19 protein-coding genes and 1 tRNA gene are annotated in these 19,565 nt (G+C 71.0%); 8 read left to right on the top strand and 12 right to left on the bottom strand.

Features of this window, described 5'->3' with window-relative positions; genetic code table 11:
- Nucleotides 1–25: 25 nt before the first annotated feature.
- From ACFWZ2_RS31660 to ACFWZ2_RS31650, 3 genes are all read right to left on the bottom strand, one after another.
- Nucleotides 26–1,558 (bottom strand): Stp1/IreP family PP2C-type Ser/Thr phosphatase, encoded by a 1,533-nt coding sequence (locus ACFWZ2_RS31660; RefSeq protein WP_384551485.1) that lies wholly within the window; start codon nt 1,556–1,558, stop codon nt 26–28.
- Nucleotides 1,559–1,681: 123 nt separating this feature from the next.
- On the bottom strand, nt 1,682–2,197 hold the full coding sequence (locus tag ACFWZ2_RS31655) for an FHA domain-containing protein (protein WP_098243670.1): 516 nt from the start codon (nt 2,195–2,197) through the stop codon (nt 1,682–1,684).
- Nucleotides 2,198–2,207: 10 nt separating this feature from the next.
- Nucleotides 2,208–3,104, bottom strand: coding sequence for an FhaA domain-containing protein (locus ACFWZ2_RS31650; protein WP_384551483.1), 897 nt, complete (start codon nt 3,102–3,104; stop codon nt 2,208–2,210).
- Nucleotides 3,105–3,565: 461 nt separating this feature from the next.
- On the opposite strand from ACFWZ2_RS31650, the gene ACFWZ2_RS31645 reads away from it, so the two are divergent.
- From ACFWZ2_RS31645 to ACFWZ2_RS31630, 4 genes are all read left to right on the top strand, one after another.
- Nucleotides 3,566–3,652: transfer RNA gene (locus ACFWZ2_RS31645), tRNA-Leu, on the top strand.
- Between the two features lie 153 nt (nt 3,653–3,805).
- Nucleotides 3,806–4,369, top strand: a complete 564-nt coding sequence (locus tag ACFWZ2_RS31640; protein WP_384551481.1) for a hypothetical protein — start codon at nt 3,806–3,808, stop codon at nt 4,367–4,369.
- Between the two features lie 219 nt (nt 4,370–4,588).
- Entirely contained in the window at nt 4,589–5,566 is a 978-nt protein-coding gene (locus ACFWZ2_RS31635) for an endonuclease/exonuclease/phosphatase family protein (RefSeq protein ID WP_384551479.1), read from the top strand.
- Between the two features lie 8 nt (nt 5,567–5,574).
- A complete protein-coding gene (locus tag ACFWZ2_RS31630) occupies nt 5,575–6,594 on the top strand; it encodes an endonuclease/exonuclease/phosphatase family protein (protein ID WP_384551477.1) in 1,020 nt (339 codons plus the stop codon).
- 103 nt (nt 6,595–6,697) lie between these two features.
- Here the strand turns inward: ACFWZ2_RS31630 and ACFWZ2_RS31625 are convergent, their stop codons facing one another.
- Complete coding sequence (locus tag ACFWZ2_RS31625; protein ID WP_384551475.1) at nt 6,698–8,536, bottom strand: hypothetical protein; 1,839 nt, start codon at nt 8,534–8,536, stop codon at nt 6,698–6,700.
- A 205-nt stretch (nt 8,537–8,741) separates the two neighbouring features.
- Here ACFWZ2_RS31625 and ACFWZ2_RS31620 point away from each other — a divergent pair, with 205 nt between their 5' ends.
- Nucleotides 8,742–10,340, top strand: a complete 1,599-nt coding sequence (locus tag ACFWZ2_RS31620) for a hypothetical protein (protein ID WP_384551473.1) — start codon at nt 8,742–8,744, stop codon at nt 10,338–10,340.
- Between the two features lie 38 nt (nt 10,341–10,378).
- Here the strand turns inward: ACFWZ2_RS31620 and ACFWZ2_RS31615 are convergent, their stop codons facing one another.
- Nucleotides 10,379–10,510: a hypothetical protein gene (locus ACFWZ2_RS31615; protein ID WP_384551513.1), complete on the bottom strand. Its 132-nt coding sequence runs from the start codon at nt 10,508–10,510 to the stop codon at nt 10,379–10,381.
- 239 nt (nt 10,511–10,749) lie between these two features.
- Nucleotides 10,750–11,244 carry a transposase gene (locus ACFWZ2_RS31610; RefSeq protein WP_384551471.1) on the bottom strand — a complete coding sequence of 165 codons (495 nt, stop codon included), beginning with the start codon at nt 11,242–11,244 and terminating at the stop codon, nt 10,750–10,752.
- 334 nt (nt 11,245–11,578) lie between these two features.
- Between ACFWZ2_RS31610 and ACFWZ2_RS31605 the strand changes: the two genes are divergently transcribed.
- The 3 genes from ACFWZ2_RS31605 to ACFWZ2_RS31595 all read left to right on the top strand — a co-directional run bounded on the left by ACFWZ2_RS31605 (nt 11,579) and on the right by ACFWZ2_RS31595 (nt 14,526).
- Entirely contained in the window at nt 11,579–13,042 is a 1,464-nt protein-coding gene (locus ACFWZ2_RS31605; protein ID WP_384551469.1) for a DUF2252 domain-containing protein, read from the top strand.
- A gap of 177 nt (nt 13,043–13,219) precedes the next feature.
- Nucleotides 13,220–14,080, top strand: a complete 861-nt coding sequence (locus ACFWZ2_RS31600) for a hypothetical protein (protein ID WP_384551467.1) — start codon at nt 13,220–13,222, stop codon at nt 14,078–14,080.
- Between the two features lie 98 nt (nt 14,081–14,178).
- On the top strand, nt 14,179–14,526 hold the full coding sequence (locus tag ACFWZ2_RS31595; protein ID WP_384551465.1) for a rhodanese-like domain-containing protein: 348 nt from the start codon (nt 14,179–14,181) through the stop codon (nt 14,524–14,526).
- A 31-nt stretch (nt 14,527–14,557) separates the two neighbouring features.
- On the opposite strand, the gene ACFWZ2_RS31590 is transcribed toward ACFWZ2_RS31595, so the two are convergent.
- The 6 genes from ACFWZ2_RS31590 to paaA form a co-directional block, all read right to left on the bottom strand.
- Nucleotides 14,558–15,691 carry an acyl-CoA dehydrogenase family protein gene (locus ACFWZ2_RS31590; protein WP_384551463.1) on the bottom strand — a complete coding sequence of 378 codons (1,134 nt, stop codon included), beginning with the start codon at nt 15,689–15,691 and terminating at the stop codon, nt 14,558–14,560.
- A 222-nt stretch (nt 15,692–15,913) separates the two neighbouring features.
- Nucleotides 15,914–16,981: a 2Fe-2S iron-sulfur cluster-binding protein gene (locus ACFWZ2_RS31585; protein WP_384551461.1), complete on the bottom strand. Its 1,068-nt coding sequence runs from the start codon at nt 16,979–16,981 to the stop codon at nt 15,914–15,916.
- On the bottom strand, nt 16,981–17,481 hold the full coding sequence (gene paaD, locus ACFWZ2_RS31580; protein WP_384551459.1) for a 1,2-phenylacetyl-CoA epoxidase subunit PaaD: 501 nt from the start codon (nt 17,479–17,481) through the stop codon (nt 16,981–16,983). Before paaD ends, ACFWZ2_RS31585 begins: the two co-directional genes overlap by 1 nt.
- A complete protein-coding gene (paaC, locus tag ACFWZ2_RS31575; RefSeq protein ID WP_384551457.1) occupies nt 17,475–18,221 on the bottom strand; it encodes a 1,2-phenylacetyl-CoA epoxidase subunit PaaC in 747 nt (248 codons plus the stop codon). The genes paaD and paaC overlap by 7 nt, the downstream gene beginning before the upstream one ends.
- Nucleotides 18,218–18,508, bottom strand: a complete 291-nt coding sequence (gene paaB, locus ACFWZ2_RS31570) for a 1,2-phenylacetyl-CoA epoxidase subunit PaaB (protein WP_344530569.1) — start codon at nt 18,506–18,508, stop codon at nt 18,218–18,220. Before paaB ends, paaC begins: the two co-directional genes overlap by 4 nt.
- Complete coding sequence (paaA, locus tag ACFWZ2_RS31565) at nt 18,505–19,518, bottom strand: 1,2-phenylacetyl-CoA epoxidase subunit PaaA (protein WP_384551455.1); 1,014 nt, start codon at nt 19,516–19,518, stop codon at nt 18,505–18,507. The genes paaB and paaA overlap by 4 nt, the downstream gene beginning before the upstream one ends.
- Nucleotides 19,519–19,565: the final 47 nt, after the last annotated feature.

Below are 19,565 nucleotides of genomic sequence, written 5' to 3'. Positions count from 1 at the left end.
GCGTGCAAGGGCCCCCAACGGCTGCTTACTGCTTACCGCACAGCGGGACCAGCTTCTGCTCATCGTCGGAGAGGCTGGGGCCGGGTGTGGGAGTCGGTGCGGTCTTGGACTTGTTCTTGTCGGTCTTGCTGTTCTTGTCGGTCGGACCGGTGGTCGGGGCGTCCTCCTCGACATCGGAGATTCCGTTCGAACCGCCCGCCTCGCCCTCGCCGGCCTTGTCCTTGTTCTTGCGCTCGACCTCGCGGCGCTCCGCGTCCTTCTTGCACGCGGAGGCCTGCAGGCTCAGCTCGTCGATCTTGCTCTGGGCATCGTCGAGGTTGCCCTCGGGGATGGTGTTCTCGACCTGCTTGCGCTGGTACGGCGGCAGGTACTTGAGTTCGATCTCGGGATGGTCCTTCTCCACCTTCGACAGGCTGACCCAGGCCAGGTCCTGGTCGATGCCGCGGTAGAGGGCGATGTGCTTGTCCTTCGTGCCCACGTAGTACTGGGTCTGCGTCCAGCGGTAGCCGCCGTAGAGACCGCCGCCGATGACGGCGAGCGCGAGCGCCACGTAGAGGGATCTCTTGAGCCACTTGCGGCCGCCGCCGGGCTTCACGAAGTCCTCGTCGTCGTACGCACCGAAGCCGCCCTCGGGGACGTACCCCGTGGTGTCACCGCTTCCGGGGGGCCCGAAGCCGCCTCCGGAGGGCTGCGGCGGCACCGGGCGGCCGAGCCCGGACGCGCGGCCCGCGGGCGTCTGCATGGCGCCGTCGTCCTGCGCCTGGAGCTGGTTCTCGGCGACCGCGCCGACCACCACGGGGGTGTCGGACAGCTGGCCCGCGAGGGTGTCGCCGCTGTCGATGTCCAGGACGTCGGCGACGATCACGGTGATGTTGTCGGGGCCGCCGCCGCGCAGCGCGAGCTGGATCAGCTCCTGCACGGTCTCCTGCGGGCCCTGATAGCTGGCGAGGGTGTCCTCCATCGTCTGGTGCGAGACGACTCCGGACAGACCGTCCGAGCAGATCAGATAGCGGTCGCCGGCCCGGACCTCGCGGATGGAGAGGTCCGGCTCGACGTGGTCGCCGCTGCCCAGGGCGCGCATGAGGAGGGACCTCTGCGGGTGGGTGGTGGCTTCCTCTTCGGTGATGCGGCCCTCGTCGACGAGGCGCTGCACCCACGTGTGGTCCTGGGTGATCTGTGTGAGCACGCCGTCCCGCAGGAGGTACGCGCGCGAGTCGCCGACGTGCACGAGACCGAGGCGCTGACCCGTCCACAGCAGGGCGGTCAGGGTCGTGCCCATGCCCTCGAGCTGGGGGTCCTCCTCGACCATCATCCGCAGCTGGTCGTTGGCACGCTGCACGGCCGTGCCCAGCGAGGTGAGGATGTCCGAGCCGGGGACGTCGTCATCGAGCGTGACGAGCGTCGAGATCACCTCGGAACTCGCCACCTCACCCGCGGCCTGGCCCCCCATGCCGTCGGCGATCGCGAGGAGACGCGGTCCGGCGTAACCGGAGTCCTCGTTCCCCTCCCGGATCATGCCTTTGTGCGATCCGGCGGCGAAGCGCAAAGACAGACTCATGCGCACCTCGCCCGTCGGCTCCGGGTACATCCGCACGGTGCCCACCCTCCGGTCGGGAGCGCGCCGGCGTCCAGTGCCTGGACAGCCGCTTCGGCTCGCTCGCTCCGCTCGCTCATTGTCGTACTACTTCCGCAGCTCGATGACGGTCTTGCCGATGCGGATCGGCGCGCCCAGCGGAACGGGCGTCGGGGTGGTGAGTCGGGTCCGGTCGAGATACGTGCCGTTGGTGGACCCGAGATCCTCGACGATCCACTGGCCGTCACGGTCCGGGTAGATCCTGGCATGCCTGCTGGAGGCGTAGTCGTCGTCCAGCACGATCGTGGAGTCGTGCGCACGGCCCAGCGTGATGGTCTGGCCCTGCAGCGCGACCGTCGTCCCGGCGAGGATGCCCTCGGAGACGACCAGCTTGCTGGGGGCACCACGGCGCTGGCGGCCGCCACCGCCCTGCTGCCGCTGCTGCGGGGGCGCGGCGGCCTGCTGCTGCCGGGCGGCCTGCTGCGGCCGCTCGCGGCGCGAACCGCGCTGTGTGACGCGCGTTCCGAACAGGTCGCTGCGGATGACCTGGACGGCCACGATCACGAACAGCCACAAGACGGCCAGAAAACCTAGCCGCATGACCGTCAGGGTCAGCTCTGACATTGCCCCCGCTTCACCCTTCGGCTTGCCGGTAAACGATGGTGGTTTGGCCCACGACGATCCGCGAACCGTCGCGGAGCGTAGCGCGGGTGGTGTGCTGCCCGTCTACCACGATGCCGTTGGTAGACCCGAGATCCTGGATCGTCGAGGGCGTTCCGGTCCGGATCTCACAGTGCCGGCGGGATACGCCGGGGTCGTCGATCCGCACATCGGCGTCGGTGCTGCGACCCAGCACCAGCGTCGGGCGGGAGATCTGATGGCGATTGCCGTTGATCTCGATCCAGCGCCGCACCTGGGCGCCCGGAAGTGGTCCGGCGCCGGGGCCCTGGGGCCTGCTCGGAGCCGGGGACTGGCCGCCGGGGCGTGCGCCGCCCGGCGGGGGCGCGGCCGGCATGGGAGGTGCGCCCGCGCCGCCGTGAGCTCCGGAGGGGGGCTGCGGATAGCCATAGCCCCCGCCCGCGCCGCCCGCCGGGCCGCGACCGGGCGCCGCCGGGCCGCCGGGGGCCGCGGGAGCGTGGTCGGGAGCCTGGGAGGTGCTGGACGCGAGCGTGCGGCTGCGCACCCGGTACAGGCCGGTGTCGAGATCCTCGGCCTTCTCCAGGTGGACCTTGATGGGGCCCATGAAGCTGTAGCGCTGCTGCTTGGCGTAGTCACGCACCATGCCGGAGAGCTCGTCGCCGAGCTGTCCCGAATACGGGCTCAGGCGCTCGAAGTCCGGTGCGCTGAGCTCGACGATGAAGTCATTGGGGACGACGGTCCGCTCGCGGTTCCAGATCGTCGCGTTGTTGTCGCACTCGCGCTGGAGGGCGCCGGCGATCTCGACGGGCTGGACCTCGGACTTGAACACCTTGGCGAAGGTGCCGTTGACCAGACCTTCGAGTCGCTGCTCGAACTTCTTCAGGACTCCCATGGGGCACCTCCTCCGTCGTAGTCATCCTGGTACTGCTTACTGATCGTATCCACGCGCCGGGAAATCGGCTGGTTCCCCCTGTCCGCCCAGTCGACGAGTGTCGCCTCTCACAAGGCATGCCCGCACCGGGGCCCGGGGATCCGTCCAGGACCCCTGACGGGACCCTGATCCACGGCTCCGGAACCCTTCCGGGCAGCTGCTCGGGACGCCTGCTCGAGCCTCCTCTTAACCAGGGATCGTAGAGGGGGCCTCAAGCCAGTGTCCCGCACCTGGCTGTGGACCTCTGCGAGGCCGGTCGGGAGCGGGGGTGGGTACCGGGTGGTCCGGGGCGGCTCCGGGCCCGAACCCCTGGGCAGGTGCCCGCGCATACGGATGTGAATCCACCCCCTCCAGCGTGCTAATCTTCTGGATGTCGGCAGGCGCTCGCACCACACAGTGAGAGACCCAAAGACAACACCCATGCGCGGGTGGCGGAATAGGCAGACGCGCTGGATTCAGGTTCCAGTGCCCGCAAGGGCGTGGGGGTTCAACTCCCCCCTCGCGCACCATGGAGCACCGATGAATGGTGCTTCTGAGCAACGACGAAACGGTCGTCATCGTGATCACGATGACGACCGTTTTGCTTTGTGTCGGCGCAGGTGCCGTGCGGGGTGTGAGGTCTCTCACGCGGGGCCCTTGTGCCCCCTGCGACACTGCCCACCGTGAACAAGATCAACTTGCCTCACCGGGGCTGGCGTCGGGGCAGTGTGCCGGTCAGTCATGCACCCGACGGTGAGGCGACCGTCGTGGAGCTGCAGGGCAACATCCTGTCCTCGTACTTCGTCCATGGGCTCGTGGACACCCCTGACCGGCTGCGGCAGGGGGACCTGCTCTGCACCCTCAACAACTGCGGGCAGCGCGTGCGCGCGATCGTTCCCAAGGCCTACACCCATGTGAAGCTCAGTGCCCCGTCGGGCGGGGGCGGTGGCCTGCTCCGCTGGGAGCTCGGGTTCCGGTCGTCCACCAGCTGCGCGGAGCTCGGCGATGCCGCGCGCGGCAAACACCCTGACGTACTGCAGTACCGGGGGCCGGCGGCCAGGGTGAGGTTCGAGGTGCGCAAGGAGGGCTATGCGTACCTGCACCACCGCTCCCCGGACGGCGGGAACCGGCAGCAGCTGACGTATGTGTCCCTGGGGCCGTACCGGGGCACGGTCGGGATTCCTGGGCCCGGGTTGATCGAGGTGGACTGCCTCACCGCGTGGTCGCTCACCCTCGGCCCCGTGTAGGGGAACGGCGGCACGGGTGGGGTTCATTGTCCGCGGTCAAAGCGGGTTGTCCTGTTGTCGACCTGCGGTTTTGCGGCTGCGGACAGTGGACAAAGGAGGGATTTCGCACGGTGGGCGCACCAGTCGTCATCGACCCACGGAGGTTGTGTGGTGCGCAGGATCCTCTTTCGTTTCTCGGGCGTCTGCCGTGTCTGGGCAGTCGCTCTGTTCGCCGCCCTCTTGCTGACGTCCAGTGGGGCGGCCAGTGCCGCGGACGCTCCGGGGCTGCCGAAACACGTCACGGCGCTGAGCTGGAACGTGTGCGGCGGCTACGAAGGGTGCGTCGAATGGAACAAGCCGCAATGGAAGGTCGACCAGGTCGTCAAGGCCGTCAAGGACGACCCGAGTGTGGCGGTCGTCATGCTCCAGGAGGTCTGCCTGGGGCTGCACGCCGAACCGCTGCAGGAAGCGCTCGGTGACGGATGGCAGGTGCAGTTCCGTGCCGCCCCGGTCGTCCCCGTCCATGACGGGCAGGTGGAGGGCCCCACCACCGACAAGAAGGGGCTCGAAAACGTACATGCCTGCCTCTCCGACAAGCGCGGCCTCGCTCCGGAAGCCACGCCGAGCCCGCTCCTCGGTGACGACGAGCAGGGCAACGACCAGCGCGCGCAGGTCGGCGGCAAGCGTGATGTGGCCGGGGTCCTGGTCGCCATGAAGAAGCTGCCCGGCAGTGAACTGCACCCGGTGAACATGTCGTTCGTCGGGGACATGCGGCAGGGCGCGGCCTGCATCAAGGACACGGGCAATCTGCTGTTCGCGTGCAGCAGCCACTTCCTCAACAAGGGGGCCGACAAGAGCGAGGCGAGCAGGACCGCGAGCGCACGCAACTTCCGGGACCAGACCGTCCACCTCCAGGCCCAGGGCTACCGGACCATCATCGGCGGCGACTTGAACGCCAGGCCGGACAGCAAGCCCCTGCAGCCGTTGTACGACGGGAACTTCGAGGCCGACGTCAACCTGCAGCGGTCGACGCACCCGGAGGGCAAGCTCGATCACATCTTCTTCAGTGACTACGGGTGGGACCTGGTCGGCGCGAGTGTCGAGTACCCCGGGATCGTCGAGGGTCTGCCCGGCCTGTTCACGATCCAGCGGTTCGGGGTGCCGCTGAGCGACCACTGGATGCTCAAGGGCACCGTCGAGCCGGTCAGTGGCTGGTGAGGGCACCCATGCGGACACGTACAGGTACCCGTAGGCGCGGGGTGCTGCTGGCTCTGGTCGTCCTGCTGCTGGGCTCTGTCATGGCCTTTCCGGCGGCCGCCGGAGCGGACGAGGCGTTTCCGCCCACGGTGGCGGCGGCCCCTGCCGAGTACCAGATCGGCACGTTCAACATGGCGGGCGGCAACGACGAGCACGGGGTCAAGGGTGTGGAGGCGCCGGAGGCTCTGGTGCGCAGCGTCCAGGAGCGTCGGCCGGCCTTTGTCGCCCTTCAGGAGACCTGCCAGGGCTGGATCGACACGCTCCGCGGCCGCCTCGGCGGTGCGAACGGCCAGGAGGGCGAGTACGCCGTCTTCTTCGATTCCGTACTGCGGGGCGATCTCAGCGTCGCCACCTGTGAGGACCCGGCGAACGGGGCCTTCGGCAACGGCTTGATCCTCCGCAAGGACGTCTTCGGGGCGGCCACGGACCTGAAGCCCGAGGCCCACTCCTTGACGCAGACCGTGATCGACGACCCCCGGACCGAGGCCGAAGGGAAGTCGGCCGCGTATGGGGGGAAGGAGCGGCGCGAGATGCTGTGCGTACGCTCCGACGCCAGGCGGATGGTCGCCTGTTCGGTGCATCTCACGCATGACGACCGGGAGTTGCGCATCGCGGAGGCGTCCAGGGCCCGGGAGATCCTCCGGGACGTCTACCCCGGATACACGAAGCTGCTCGGCGGCGACTTCAACGACGATCCGCTCTCGGCGGTGGCCGACCACTTCTACGCCCCCGGCTATCAGCGGGACGCGGAAGGGGAGTTCAAGGAGGTCGGCAGTCCCTGTGGCAACGACATCAAGGAGTTCGGCTTCGCGCGGGGACCTGCGGGCTGGCCTGTGTGGACGTACTGCCGATCCGGCGAGGCGACCCACAACAGCGGGATGAAGATGGACGCGCTGTATGTGCCGCCCTGGGTCGACGTGAAGTGGGCGGACGCCACGAAGGCGCTGCACTCCGATCATGTGCCCCTGTGGGCGGGGGTGGTTCTGTGACGGGGTGGTGAGAATCCATTGAGGTGTGCGGCCGGGGTTCGGCCGCACACCTTTGTCGTACTCCGCTGTCGTACTCTGCTGTCGTTCTCCGTGTCAGTCCGTGTCAGTCCGTGCTGGCGATGGCGCTCGCCGTGCCTCCTACGCGGGTCCAGTCGGTGCCCTTGCCGGTCCAGCGCCACAGGGTGCGGCGGTCGGCGGAGAGGCGGTAGACATGGCGGTCGCCGACGGTGAGCGCGGCGCCCTTGGGGCCGATGTCCTTCCAGAGCCCCTGGGTCCCGGTGTACTTCATGATGTGGCCGGTGGCGGGGTCGGTGGCGAACAGGCCCGCGCCGCCCGCCTGGAGGGTGTCCGCGGGGCCGCCGATCTGGGTCCATACGTCGCCCTCGCCCGTCCATTGGAAGACGCTCTTCCGGTCGGGGGACAGGCCGTAGACATTCTTGGTGCCCACCGCGAAGCTCGCACCGGGGTTGCCGACGCGGGTCCAGTCGCCGTTGCTCTTGTGGCGCATGAGGTGGCCGTCCTCGGGGCGCGTGGCGAACAGGCCCGCGCCGCCCGCGTAGATGTGACCGACCGGGCCGCCCACGCGGGTCCACTTCTCCGGTCTTTCGTAGCGCATGACGGCGTCGCGGCCCGGGGTCAGCGCATACAACTTCTCGTCCGTGAGGGCGAATTCGGCGCCCTCGGAGCCCGCGAAGGTCCACGCTCCCGGAGTGCCGTCGTAACGGAAGATGCGGCCGTCGACGGGGTCGGTGGCGAAGATGCCCGCGCCGCCCGCGTAGACCTTCCCTGCCACGCCGCCGATCTCCGCCCACGTGGTGCCCTTGCCGGTCCAGCGCAGCACCTTGCTCTGGTCGAGGCTCACGGCGTAGAGCGGCCCTGAGGCGTCCGCGGGGCCCTTGAGGTCCTCTTCGGGGCTCTCGGTGACCGCGGGGCCCGCCGCGGAGACGCGTGGCTTGGGGGCGGGGGTGTCCGCCGCTCCCGGTGACTTCTTTCCGGTGGGGGCGGTCGCGCCGGGGTCCGTGCCGTGGGACGGCGAACGGGACGTTCCTGGCTGGGGGTTGGGCGGTGCGCCGGTCGTGTCCCGGTGCTCGTGGACGAGGAAGCCGGTCGCGGTGGCGGCGGTGCCGATGAGGGCGACGGCGGCGGCCAGGAGGATGCGGCGGGGGCGGCGGGGGCGGCGTGCGGGCTTCTTCGCGGGCTGTGTCTTTGCCGCCCCTTCTGCTCCTTCTACCCTTTCTACCCTTTCTACCTTTTCTGCCTTCTCCGTCTCCTTCTTGGGTTCCGGCTGCGCGGCCGTGCCCGTCTCGTCGATCAGGCGGCGGGCGTCTTCCTGTTGTTGTTCGAGGTCGTCGCGCAGGCGGGCCATCGTCTCGGCCAGTTCCGTGCCGATGCCGGGTGGGGTGTCGCCCTGGGGTGGGTGGGCCGCCTGGATGTCGGCGACGGTGCGGGACGCGGTCTCGTGGACTTCGCGGGCCTGGGTGAGCTGGTGGCGTGCCAGGTCGAGTCGGGGTTCCGCGGGGGCCTGCTGCTGGAGGTTGTCGATGACGTCGAGGAGGCGCTGCACCAGGCGCCGTGACGACTCCAGGTCGTGCTGCGCCTGCTGGAGGGATTCCTCGATGCCGGGGGCGGGGGCGCTCTCGGCCTCCGCCGCCAGTGCGGCGTCGTGGAGGCGGCGTGCCTTGGCGAGCATCTCCTGCCGGCCGCGGGCGTCGCGTACGCGGTCCTTGACGACGACGTTGAGGCGGCCGAGCGGGATGAGGCGGGCGCCGGAGCGGTATTCGCTCCACACCGTGCGGCCGCCCTTGCCGTCGTTGTCCTTGTAGCGCTCGGCGAGTTCGCGTACGCCCAGGCCGTCGGTCAACTCCCTGAGAAATCGAGCGAGTTCGTTCGCGGCCTCGCTGGTGCCCTTCGGGGCCCCTTGGGGGCGCCCTGCCCTGGCCATGTCCCTCCCGTTGTCCGCGGACAACTCGCGTTGTCCATCCCCTCGCACGCCACTGACCTGCGCTTTCGCGGATGGTCCACCCCGGCCAACCGTGTCGTCGAGCAACGTCGGCGGTGCGGCGAGTGGCGTCAACTCGCCCAGTTTCACGGCAAGTTCAGGCCACAGAACACGCCTGATCGGTTTTCGTCCACTGCAGGGAGTCGAGTTGTCTCGAATACGTACGTCCATCAGGTGCGGCACCTCCGTGCTGATCGTCGGCGCGCTCGCCGCGGGTGCCGTTTCCTCGATGCCCGCCCAGGCCGACAGCGTGCAGGCGGGGTCGCGTCCCGTCGTGTCCACCGGGACGCTGGGCGGTCACGCCAAGCCCGGCGGGAAGGTCACACGGCAGCAGATCATCGCGCGGGCCCAGGTGTGGGTGGACAAGAAGGTGCCGTTCAGTTCCAACGGGCTGCGGGCGCCGTTCAGCTGGTGGTCGGACGAGGCCACCGGCGGGGCGTACCGGCAGGACTGCTCGGGTTTCGTATCGATGGCCTGGCAGCTGCCCGCGAGCCTGTCGACTGGCAGCCTGGCCGGTGTCGCGAAGAGGATCGAGTTCAAGGAGCTGGAAGCGGGCGACGTCCTCAACTCGGCTTCGCACGTGGTGCTGTTCGGCGGGTGGCAGGACCGCGCCAAGGGGACCTTCAGCTACTACCAGCAGAGCAATCGGTCCCGGCCCACCAACAAGGCCGTAGGGAATCTGAACGCGGGGAGCCTCGCCGGGCTGCGGCTCTCCGGGTACACGGCGCTGCGGTACGACAACGTCGTCGGGCAGGCCCCCGCCGAATCGGCCAAGCCCACCAAGCCCACCGCGCTCGCCACCCCGCCCGCACCGCCCGCGCCGAAGAAGCCCGCGCCCGCCGCCTCACCGCCGCCCGCCCCCGTCCCGGAGCCGCCGCAGGTCCCGCCGAGCCGCACGGCCGGGCCGACCCCGCCCCCGAAGCCGTCGGCCCGCACTCCGCACGGCAAGTCCGTGCGGCTCGGGTCCCTGGCGGCGGGCGGTGGGCACGTCTACGCGCTGGCCGCCGACCGCCGCGCCGTCTACCAGTGGAAGGGCCGCGGCAAGGAGTGGGTGCGCATCGGCGGACCGGCCCGCAGGCTGTACGCCGGTGCGGCGGGTCTTTTCGCCACCGACCCCAGGACCGGTGACATCCGGCGGTACGGGGGCCGGGCCGGGGCGTGGAGTCGTGTCGGCGGGCCCGGGAAGGGCTTCGCCCTTGACGGCGGGCGGCTGTACGGCCTGTCCCCCGACGGCAGCGGCGTCTACCAGTGGACGGGCCGGGGGCACACCTGGACGAAGATCGGCGGGCCTGCCGCGCGGATCCACGCGGGTGGTGCCGGTCTGTTCGCCACCAACCCGGACACCGGTGACCTCTACCGCTACCTCGGCAGGCCCGACGCGTGGCAGCGGGTCGGCGGCCCTGGCAGGGCCTTCGCCGTCTCCGGCGCGCACGTGTACCGCCTGTCGTCCGACTCTCGCGCGATCCACCAGTGGAGCGGGCGGGGCACGAAGTGGGTGCGGGTCGGCGGACCGGCGCGCAGGCTCTACGCCGGTACGGCGGGTCTCTTCGCGACCAACCCCAGGACCGGGAACATCCACCGCTACAGCGGCCACGCCGACTCATGGACGCGGGTGGGCGGCCCTGGCAGAACGTTCACGGCCGCGGACGGGAACCTGTACGGGATCAGCCCCGGCGGGCAGGCCGTGTACCGGTGGAGCGGGCACCACATCTACTGGGACCTCATCGGGTCGCGGTTCGGCGCCTGAGGTCCCGCTGGATGGCGTCCAGGGAGCGGTTCTTGGTCTCAGGGAGTGGTTCTTGGTCTCGGGGACCTTGCGGGTGACGAAGAGACGAAGAACAGGGCGTCGGCGCAGACCACCGCGAAGATCCAGAAGGTCGTTCCCTGGCCGATGGCGTCGGCCACCGGCAGGAACATCTGGCCGACGAGGAAGTTGGCGGCCCAGCTCACGAGCACGCACGAGCGCACGAGCACGCACGAGCACGCACAGGGAAGCCCCGCGCGCCCGGGCCTCGGGCGGGAAGATCTCCGCGATCAGGATCCAGAAGACCGGTCCGAGGCCGAGGCCGAGGCCGATGGCGGGTCGGCGACGGCGAACCGGGCCGCTCCGGAGACCCGCGCGATCACCGGCACCCGGGCCCACGCGAGGTCGCGCATCAGCAGCCGCGCGCCGACCACGCGCGCGTAGCCGAGCACCGGGCGGCGTCCGCCGGGCCGGTCGCCGACGGCTTCGAGAACGGCGGCCGCCGCGCACTCCTCCGTGCTCTCCTCGACGAACTCGTCGGGAATCTCCGCACGGCGCCGCCGGGCCCGGTCCGCGACCCAGGTGTCGGGCAGGAAGAGCCGCCAGTTGACGGGCGGGCGTGCTCAGCTCCTGGGACGCCGCCCACACCCCGTACGCCTGCTGCCCGTTGACGATCTGGCGCGGCTCGGGGACGAACCGGCCGGCGCTCCACGCCCACCGAGTGCTCGCCCGCCTTCGGGATCACCATCGACCTGACCACCCACGCCTCGGGCGGCGCGGTGCGCTCCACAGAGCGGGCGAGGGCCGCCCGGACGGGCCGCCAGTCCCAGTGGGAGCTGCCGATGAAGTGGTGCAGGCTCTGATCGGTCGCGTCGCCGCCGAAGCACGCGGTGGCGATGTTCCGCATCGACTTGCGCCCCTGGGCCGCGAGGAGGCCGCGAGGAGGCCGCGCACATACTGCTCCCCCTTGCGGTGGTGGTCGCTCCGGCGGAACGACCCGAACAGCGCCGAGCACGGCTTTGTTCACGGCCCTCCTGCCTCACGGTCGGGCAGCCCCCTCCAGCTGCCCCTCCACCGTCGTCGCGCGGCCGCCGCGGGACGAGATGCGCCCGGCACACCATTGCGCGCGCGAGCGGTGACCTCGGGACTATCGAAGTTATCCACAGGCTCTGACGGCGTCCGGCGGGCGGCGGTACCGTCGTGCCGAGTGGCAGCGGATTTGATCGGCGGGGGCGATGGACATGGCGCGTGGGGACATTCCTGCTCAGCGGGGGCAGGGGTCGGGGCAGCGGTCGGGGCAGCAGGCAGGGGAGCGGATTCCGGGTGTTCCGGGATTCGCCGAGTGGCCCTCTCAGGGGTCGCCCAAGGACGAGGGCAAGGCACTGCGGGCACGAGTGCCCCGGTCCTCGCACGCGCGGTTCGCGGCGGACGGGGCGCGGCCCGACCCCGTGGCCGCCGTGGAGGACTCCAACCGCAGCAGGATCCCCGAGCTCACACCGATCCGGGTGGGCAGGATGGCGGCCTCCCCCTTCGCGTTCCTGCGCGGCTCCGCGGGACTCATGGCGTACGACCTCGCGCGCACCCCGATGACCGGCGTCGGCGCACAGATCTGCGGCGACGCCCACGCGGCGAACTTCGGTCTGTACGCGGACGCGCGGGGCGGACTCGTCATCGACCTGAACGACTTCGACGAGACGGCGCACGGCCCGTGGGAGTGGGACCTCAAGCGCCTCGCCGCATCCCTGGTGCTCGCGGGGCGCGAGGCCGGAGCGAGCGAGGACGCCTGCGAGGAGGCGGCGCTCGACGCGGTGGGGGCGTACCGCCGCACCATGCGGCTGCTCGCGAAGCTCCCCGCGCTCGACGCGTGGAACGCCATCGCGGACGAGCAGCTCGTCTCGCACACCGACGCCCGCGACCTGCTCGGCACCCTGGAGCGGGTCTCCGAGAAGGCCCGGCACAACACGAGCGCCCGGTTCGCCGCGAAGGCCACGGAGCGGTTCGAGCACGCCGACGGCTCCATAGGGCGGCGCTTCGTCGACGCACCGCCCGTGCTGCGGCGCGTCCCCGACGAGGAGGCGGCCGCGGTGGCCGCCTCGCTCGGCGGATATCTGGGCACGCTGGCCGAGGACCGGCTGCCGCTGCTCGCGCGGTACGCGATCCAGGACGTGGCGTTCCGCGTCGTGGGCACGGGCAGCGTGGGGCTGCGCTCCTACGTGGTGCTGCTGCTCGACCACCGGGGCGAGCCCCTGGTGCTCCAGGTCAAGGAGGCCCGGCCCTCCGCGCTGCTCCCGCACCTGCCGACGGCGGGCTTCGAGGCACCGGAGGCCACCCACGAGGGACGCAGGGTGGTGCTCGGGCAGAAGCGGATGCAGGTGGTCAGCGACTTCCTGCTGGGGTGGGCGACCGTCGAAGGACTGCCTTTCCAGGTACGGCAGTTCAGGAACCGCAAGGGCAGCGTCGACCCCGCCGCACTGGCCGCCGACCAGATCGACGACTACGGCCGGATGACCGGCGCCCTGCTCGCCCGCGCCCACGCCCACAGCGCCGACCCGCGCCTCATAGCGGGGTACTGCGGCAAGAACGACGAGCTGGACGAGGCGATGGCGCGCTTCGCGACGGCATACGCGGACCGGACGGAGGCGGACCACGCGCTGCTGGTGCGGGCGGTGAAGGAGGGGCGCATCGCCGCTGAGGCGGGGGTGTGAGAGGGGGTGCGCCTGAAGGGGGGTGGGGCGGTGACGTGTGCGGCTCCGCCACGCGGGCGCGCCCGGTCCCGACGCGCCCGCGGCTGTGCACGGCATGGCGTGGCACCTCCTACGGCATGGCCCGGCACCTTCGACGGCATGGCGCGGCACATCCGACGAAGCGCATAGGCTGGGCGGGTGACGACCCCGGAAGCCGAGCCGACGCAGCCCGAGACGCCTGAGGCCCAGGCCTCTACGGGTGGTGAGGAAACGTCCCGGCCCGAGGAGCGGCCCGAGGAGCGGCTCGAGCGGGCGGTGCGCGCCGCCGAGCAGGCGCTGATCGAGTACGAGATTGCCCTCGAGACCTTCCGCGTGGAGGTGGAGAACTTCTCCCGCCTGCACCACCAGAAGCTCGGCCCGATGTACGCACGGCTCGACGAGCTCGACGCCCAGATCGCCGAGGCCACCGCGGCCCGCACGGGCGACCCCGAGGACCGGCGCAAGGCGGCGGAGGCGCGGGCCCGGGTCATGCCGATGCCGGGCGTCGACGAGCTGTTCCACGGCTGGATGGACGGCGATGGCCTCTACCCCGAGGCCGAGGCGATGCTCACCGATCAGTCGGTGCGGCCGCCGCAGCGGGTCCGCCCCGGCGAGGAGGCCCGCAAGCTCTACCGCGAGCTGGTCCGCAAGGCCCACCCGGACCTCGCGCAGGAGGAGGGCGAGCGGGCGCGGCGCGAGGAGTTCATCACGCGCGTGAACGCCGCGTACGCCCGTGGCGACGAGACGCTGCTGCGCGAGCTCTCCGCCGAGTGGGCGGCGGGCCCCGTCCCCGAGGCACAGCGGCTCACCCGCAGCGAGGAGCTGTACGCACGGCTCGAATGGCTCGCCCAGCGCAAGGAACTCCTCTCCGTCCTCGCCAAGGAACTGGAGGAGGGCGCGATCGGCGGGATGCTGCGGCTGGCCCCCGACGACCCGGACGCGCTCCTCGACGAGATCGCCGAGCAGCTGCTCGCCCAGGTGGCCGAGCGCGAGGCCGAGCTGGAGCGGTTGACCGCGTAGGGCCTTGGAAGCGGGTAGGACCTTGGAAGCGCGTAGGACCTTGGAAGGGCGTAGGGCCTTGGAGGGCTGCCTTGCGTCGGTCGGGTAGCGTCGGGGGCATGGCTTTCGGATCTCATGTGCCCACGGTCGGCGTCGACGACCTCGCAAGCGACGACTTTCTGCTGGACGTCCGCGAGGACGACGAATGGCAGGCGGGCCACGCCGAGGGCGCGCTGCACATTCCGATGAGTGAATTCGTGCCCCGGTACGGCGAGTTGACCGAGGCCGCGCCGCAGGACGGCCGCGTCAACGTCATCTGCCGGTCCGGCGGGCGCTCTGCCCAGGTCACCATGTACCTCGGTCAGCAGGGCGTCGAAGCGGCGAACGTCGCCGGCGGCATGGAGGCATGGGCGGCCGCCGGCCGCCCCGTCATCGACGACAAGGGCCAGCCGGGCGTCGTCGTCTAAGGGCTGGTTGGACAGCCCTTGGCCCCCTGACCTAGCCGAGCGCGTGGGCGGCCAGCAGGTTGCCCAGGGTCTCCTCGTGCGCCGCCGCGGGGCCGAGGGAGAGTTCCAGCTGCTTGGCCCAGGCGTGGTAGCGGTGCAGGGGATAGTCCGTGTCCGCGCCGAAGCCGCCGTGCAGGTGCTGGGCGGTCTGCACGACCCTTCGTACGCCGTCGGACGCCCAGATCTTGGCGACGGCCACGTCACCCGTGGCGGGCAGGGCGCCGCCCGCGCCGGTGCTGATGCGCCAGGCGGCCTGCCAGAGGGTGACCTCCATCGCGCGCAGGTCGATGTAGCGGTCGGCGGCCTGCACGGCCACGGCCTGGAACGTGGCCACGGGGTGCCCGAACTGCTCGCGCTTGCTGGCGTATTCGCTGGTCATACGGAGGACGCCCGCGCCGAGTCCCAGGGCGAGCGCGCAGGTGCCGGTGGCGAGCAGGTCGCGCAGCCGGTCCCAGGCCCCGTCGGCCTCGATGACGTCCGACGCGGCGACGCGTACGGCCTCAAGTCCCAGCTCACCGAGGCGTTCGCCGCTGGTGGAGATCTGCTCGGCGAGCGCGATGCCCGGCCGGTCGCGGGGGACGAGCGCGAGGACGGTCCGCCCCTCGGGGGTATGGGCGGGCACGACCACCAGGTCGGCGTGGTGCGCCCAGGGCACGCCCGTCTGGAGCCCGTCGAGGACCCAGCTGTCGCCGTCGCGCTGTGCGGTGACGGCGAGTTCGGCCGGGTCGTGGCCGGTGCGGCCGTTCGCCGCGACCGTCAGGACGAGCTCCCCGCGGGCGGCCGCGGGGAGGATCCGGCGCCTCAACTCGTCCCCGCCATGGGCCTGTACGGCGGCCGCAGCGGCGCTGCTCTCCAGGAGCGGGACCCGCGCGAGCACCTTCGCGGACTCACGGAGCACCAGGCACAGGGCGATGACGTCGAGGCCCACGCCCCCGTACCCGGAGTCGACGAGCACCCCCAACAGGTCGGCGTCGGCAAGCCGTGACCACAGGGCGCGGTCGAAGTCCTCGGCGACCGCACCGGGTGTGAGGGCCGGGCTCGGCACCCCGTCCGGCACGACATCGGCAAAGAGCGCCTTCGCCGCCTCGACCACGGCCTGCTGTTCCTCGGTGAAGGTGAAGTCCACTGCCTGTCCTCCCACGCCCCGGCCGACCGACGTATCCGCCGTCACGTATCCGTCGCCATCTCCCGCCACTTCATATCTGACGATCCGTCAAGATAGAACAGGTTCTAGAGGAAGGGAACAGTCAGGGGCGAGCGGGGTGCCCATCTGGACCGGGCGGACGCATCCGGGCAGGCGGGCCGTCCGGGGGCAGGCGGCCCCACCCGGGCAGACCCGGCCCTCAACTCACCGGTCGAAGTCCAACTCCACCGTGTCCGTGGCCGGATGGGACTGGCACGCCAGGACGTACCCGGCGTCCGTCTCCTCCGGCTCCAGGGCGAAATTGCGGTCCATCCGCACCTCTCCTGAGACACGGAAGGCACGGCAGGTCCCGCACACCCCGCCCTTGCAGGCGTAGGGCGCGTCCGCGCGGTTGCGCAGGACCGTCTCCAGGAGGGTCTCGCCGTCGAGGACGGGCCAGGTGCCGGAGCGGCCGTCGAGGGTCGCGGTCACCGTGCTGTGCGCGGGCGCCGGTACGGCGGGGGCGGCGGGGACGCCGTCGTCCACGTGGAAGATCTCCTGGTGGATGCGCCGACGCGGTACGTCGAGACCGCGCAACGTCCGCTCCGCGCCCTGCACCAGACCGAAAGGACCGCACAGGAACCACGCCTCGATCTCCGCCACCGGCAACAACGCGGGCAGCAGCCGGGCGAGCCGCTCCTCGTCGAGCCGCCCGGAGTCGAGGCCCGCCTGCTGCTCCTCGCGGGAGAGCACGGTCACCAGCTGGAACCGGTCGGGCCAACGGTCCTTGAGGTCGGCGACCTCCTCCAGGAACATCGTCGATGCGGCGGTGCGGTCGCTGCGTATGAGGACGAAGTGCGCCTGCGGCTCGCGTTCCAGGAGCGTCGTGACGATGGAGAGCACGGGTGTGATGCCGCTGCCGCCGACCACCGCCGCATAACGTCCCGGCGCGGGGTCCAGGGTGAAGCGCCCCGCCGGGGTCATCACCTCCAGCTCATCGCCGACGGCGACTTCCTTGAAGGCGTACGTGGAGAAGGCGCCGCCCTCGACGAGACGCACGCCGACGCGCAGGGTCCGCGGCTCTCCCGGGGCCCCGGGATGGGGCGCGGGGGAGCAGATCGAGTACGTACGCCGGATCTCGGTGCCGTCGACGAAGCGGCGGACGGCGAGGTGCTGGCCCGGTGTGAAGACGTACTCCTCGCGCAGCGCGGGCGGCACGTCGAAGGTCAGCGTCACGGAGTCGTCGGTGAGCCGGTCGATCTCCGCCACCCGGAGCGGATGAAAACGGGCCATCACAACTCCTTGAAGTGGTCGAAGGGTTCACGGCAGGACGCGCAGCGGCGCAGCGCCTTGCAGGCCGTGGAGGAGAACCGGCTGAGCAGTTCCGTGTCGGTCGATCCGCAGTGCGGGCAGCGGATGGCGAGGCTCAGCGGTATCGGCCCGTCCACCGGGTGGGAGCGCGGTGGCGCGATGCCGAACTCGGCCAGCTTGCGGCGGCCTTCGGCGCTGATGTCGTCCGTCGACCACGCGGGGGAGAGCACCGTGCGCACCGAGACCTCGGCCATGCCGCGGTCGTGCAGGACCTGCTCTATGTCGGCGGACATGGTCTCGATGGCCGGGCAGCCGGTGTACGTGGGGGTCAGCTCGACGTCGACCTCGCCGGAGGAGCGGACGTGCACGCCGCGCACCACGCCGAGCTCGGCCAGGGTCAGTACGGGCAGCTCCGGGTCCGGCACCGAACCCGCGAGGGTCAGAAGCTCCGCTTCGAGCGCGGTGAGCGCGGTCGTCACCATGACGCCCCCGGGTGGCTGCGGTGCAGATGCTGCATCTCGGCGAGCATCCGCCCGAACGGTTCCGTGTGCAGGCCCTGGCGTCCGGCGCCCGCCGTCCATGCGCCGGACTGCGGTCCCGAGGGCACGGTCAGCGTTGCCCGCTCGATGACGGCCGTCACCGAGGACGTCCAACTCGCCCGCATGTCCTGCCAGTCGAGGTCGAGACCCGCCACCGGCTGGAACAGCTCTCCGGTGAAGCGCCACAGCGCGTCGAGTCCGCGCTGCATCCGCTGGTGGCTCTCGGGTGTGCCGTCGCCGAGCCGCAGGGTCCACTGCTCGGCGTGGTCCTGGTGGTAGGCGACCTCCTTGACGGCCTTCGCGGCCAGGGGGGCGAGCTCGCCGTCACCGGTCGCCAACTGGGCGTACAACAGGGCTTGGTAGGTGGAGAAGTAGAGCTGGCGGGCGATGGTGTGCGCGAAGTCGCCGTTCGGCTGCTCGACCAGCTGGAGGTTGCGGAAGGCGCGCTCCTCGCGGAGATAGGCCAGCTCGTCCTCGTCGCCCACCAGGGAGAGCAGGACGCGGGCCTGGCCGAGCAGATCGAGCGCGATGTTCGCCAGGGCGACTTCCTCTTCGAGGACGGGGGCGTGTCCCGCCCACTCCCCCAGGCGGTGCGAGAGCACCAGTGCGTCGTCGCCGAGGGCCAGGGCGGGGAGGGCCGAGGCCGTGGTGGCGGGCGCGGCGGCGTCGGGGGCGGCGGTCACAGGTGCTTCACCCCCTCCGGGATGTCGTAGAACGTCGGGTGGCGGTACGGCTTGTCGCCCGCGGGTTCGAAGAAGGAGTCCTTCTCGTCCGGCGACGAGGCGGTGATCTGGGTGGACGGCACGACCCAGATGGAGACGCCTTCGCTCCTGCGGGTGTACAGATCGCGGGCGTTGCGCAGGGCCATCTCCGCGTCCGGGGCGTGCAGGCTGCCCGCGTGGGTGTGCGAGAGTCCGCGGCGGGATCGCACGAACACCTCCCACAGGGGCCAGTCGGTCGAGCTGCTCATGCCGTCGCCTCTCCGTGCTTCGCGGCATGGGCGGCCGCGGCGTCCCTGACCCAGGCGCCCTCGTCGTGGGCGCGCTTGCGCTGGGTGATGCGCTGTTCGTTGCAGGGGCCGTTCCCCTTGAGGACGTCCCAGAATTCCGTCCAGTCGATCGCACCGAAGTCGTAGTGCCCGCGGGACTCGTTCCACACCAGGTCCGGGTCGGGGAGGGTGAGTCCGAGCGATTCGGCCTGGGGGACGCAGATGTCCACGAAGCGCTGGCGCAGTTCATCGTTCGAGTGGCGCTTGATCTTCCACGTCATCGACTGCTCGGAGTGCGAGGACTCGCCGTCGGGCGGGCCGAACATCATCAGGGAGGGCCACCACCAGCGGTCCACGGCGTCCTGCGCCATGTCGTGCTGGGCCTGGGTGCCGCGGCTGAGGGCGAGCAGCGATTCGTACCCCTGGCGCTGGTGGAAGGACTCCTCCTTGCAGACGCGGACCATCGCGCGGGCGTACGGACCGTAGGAGCAGCGGCACAGGGGGACCTGGTTGGTGATCGCAGCGCCGTCCACGAGCCAGCCGATCGCGCCCACGTCCGCCCAGGTCAGCGTGGGGTAGTTGAAGATCGACGAGTACTTCTGGCGGCCCGAGTGCAGCTTGTCGAGCAGCTCGTCGCGGCTGGTGCCGAGCGTCTCGGCGGCGCTGTACAGATACAGGCCGTGTCCCGCTTCGTCCTGCACCTTGGCCATGAGGATCGCCTTGCGCCGCAGGGAAGGGGCGCGGGTGATCCAGTTGGCCTCCGGCTGCATGCCGATGATCTCGGAGTGGGCATGCTGCGCGATCTGCCTGACCAGCGACGCGCGATAGGCGTCCGGCATCCAGTCGCGCGGTTCGATGCGCTCGTCGGCGGCGACCGCCGCGTCGAAGGCGGCCTGGTGCCCGGCGGCTTCCTGCTCCGCCGTGCGCGCGGCCGGGGAACGGGCCTCGTCCGGCTCCGTCCCCGCCGCCTGGTGTGCGGCTGCTGTCGCCATCTCGGTCCCCCTCGACCTGAGCGAACCGCCCGACCGATCGTTCGGTT

Source organism: Streptomyces sp. NPDC059002, assembly GCF_042740435.1.
Classification (GTDB): Bacteria; Actinomycetota; Actinomycetes; order Streptomycetales; family Streptomycetaceae; genus Streptomyces.
Note: the sequence above shows the minus strand (reverse complement) of the source record. Positions and strands in the feature narration are given on the sequence as shown.

Excerpts from the sequence above, each read along its gene's own strand:
- ACFWZ2_RS31610 (WP_384551471.1), bottom strand. The coding sequence starts at position 11,244 with ATGCGGAACATCGCCACCGCGTGCTTCGGCGGCGACGCGACCGATCAG.
- ACFWZ2_RS31630 (WP_384551477.1), top strand. The coding sequence starts at position 5,575 with ATGCGGACACGTACAGGTACCCGTAGGCGCGGGGTGCTGCTGGCTCTG.
- ACFWZ2_RS31595 (WP_384551465.1), top strand. The coding sequence starts at position 14,179 with ATGGCTTTCGGATCTCATGTGCCCACGGTCGGCGTCGACGACCTCGCA.
- ACFWZ2_RS31625 (WP_384551475.1), bottom strand. The coding sequence starts at position 8,536 with ATGGCCAGGGCAGGGCGCCCCCAAGGGGCCCCGAAGGGCACCAGCGAG.
- paaD (WP_384551459.1), bottom strand. The coding sequence starts at position 17,481 with ATGGTGACGACCGCGCTCACCGCGCTCGAAGCGGAGCTTCTGACCCTC.
- paaA (WP_384551455.1), bottom strand. The coding sequence starts at position 19,518 with ATGGCGACAGCAGCCGCACACCAGGCGGCGGGGACGGAGCCGGACGAG.
- ACFWZ2_RS31605 (WP_384551469.1), top strand. The coding sequence starts at position 11,579 with ATGGCGCGTGGGGACATTCCTGCTCAGCGGGGGCAGGGGTCGGGGCAG.
- ACFWZ2_RS31615 (WP_384551513.1), bottom strand. The coding sequence starts at position 10,510 with ATGTTCCTGCCGGTGGCCGACGCCATCGGCCAGGGAACGACCTTCTGG.
- ACFWZ2_RS31650 (WP_384551483.1), bottom strand. The coding sequence starts at position 3,104 with ATGGGAGTCCTGAAGAAGTTCGAGCAGCGACTCGAAGGTCTGGTCAAC.
- ACFWZ2_RS31660 (WP_384551485.1), bottom strand. The coding sequence starts at position 1,558 with ATGAGTCTGTCTTTGCGCTTCGCCGCCGGATCGCACAAAGGCATGATC.
- paaB (WP_344530569.1), bottom strand. The coding sequence starts at position 18,508 with ATGAGCAGCTCGACCGACTGGCCCCTGTGGGAGGTGTTCGTGCGATCC.
- ACFWZ2_RS31585 (WP_384551461.1), bottom strand. The coding sequence starts at position 16,981 with ATGGCCCGTTTTCATCCGCTCCGGGTGGCGGAGATCGACCGGCTCACC.
- ACFWZ2_RS31655 (WP_098243670.1), bottom strand. The coding sequence starts at position 2,197 with ATGTCAGAGCTGACCCTGACGGTCATGCGGCTAGGTTTTCTGGCCGTC.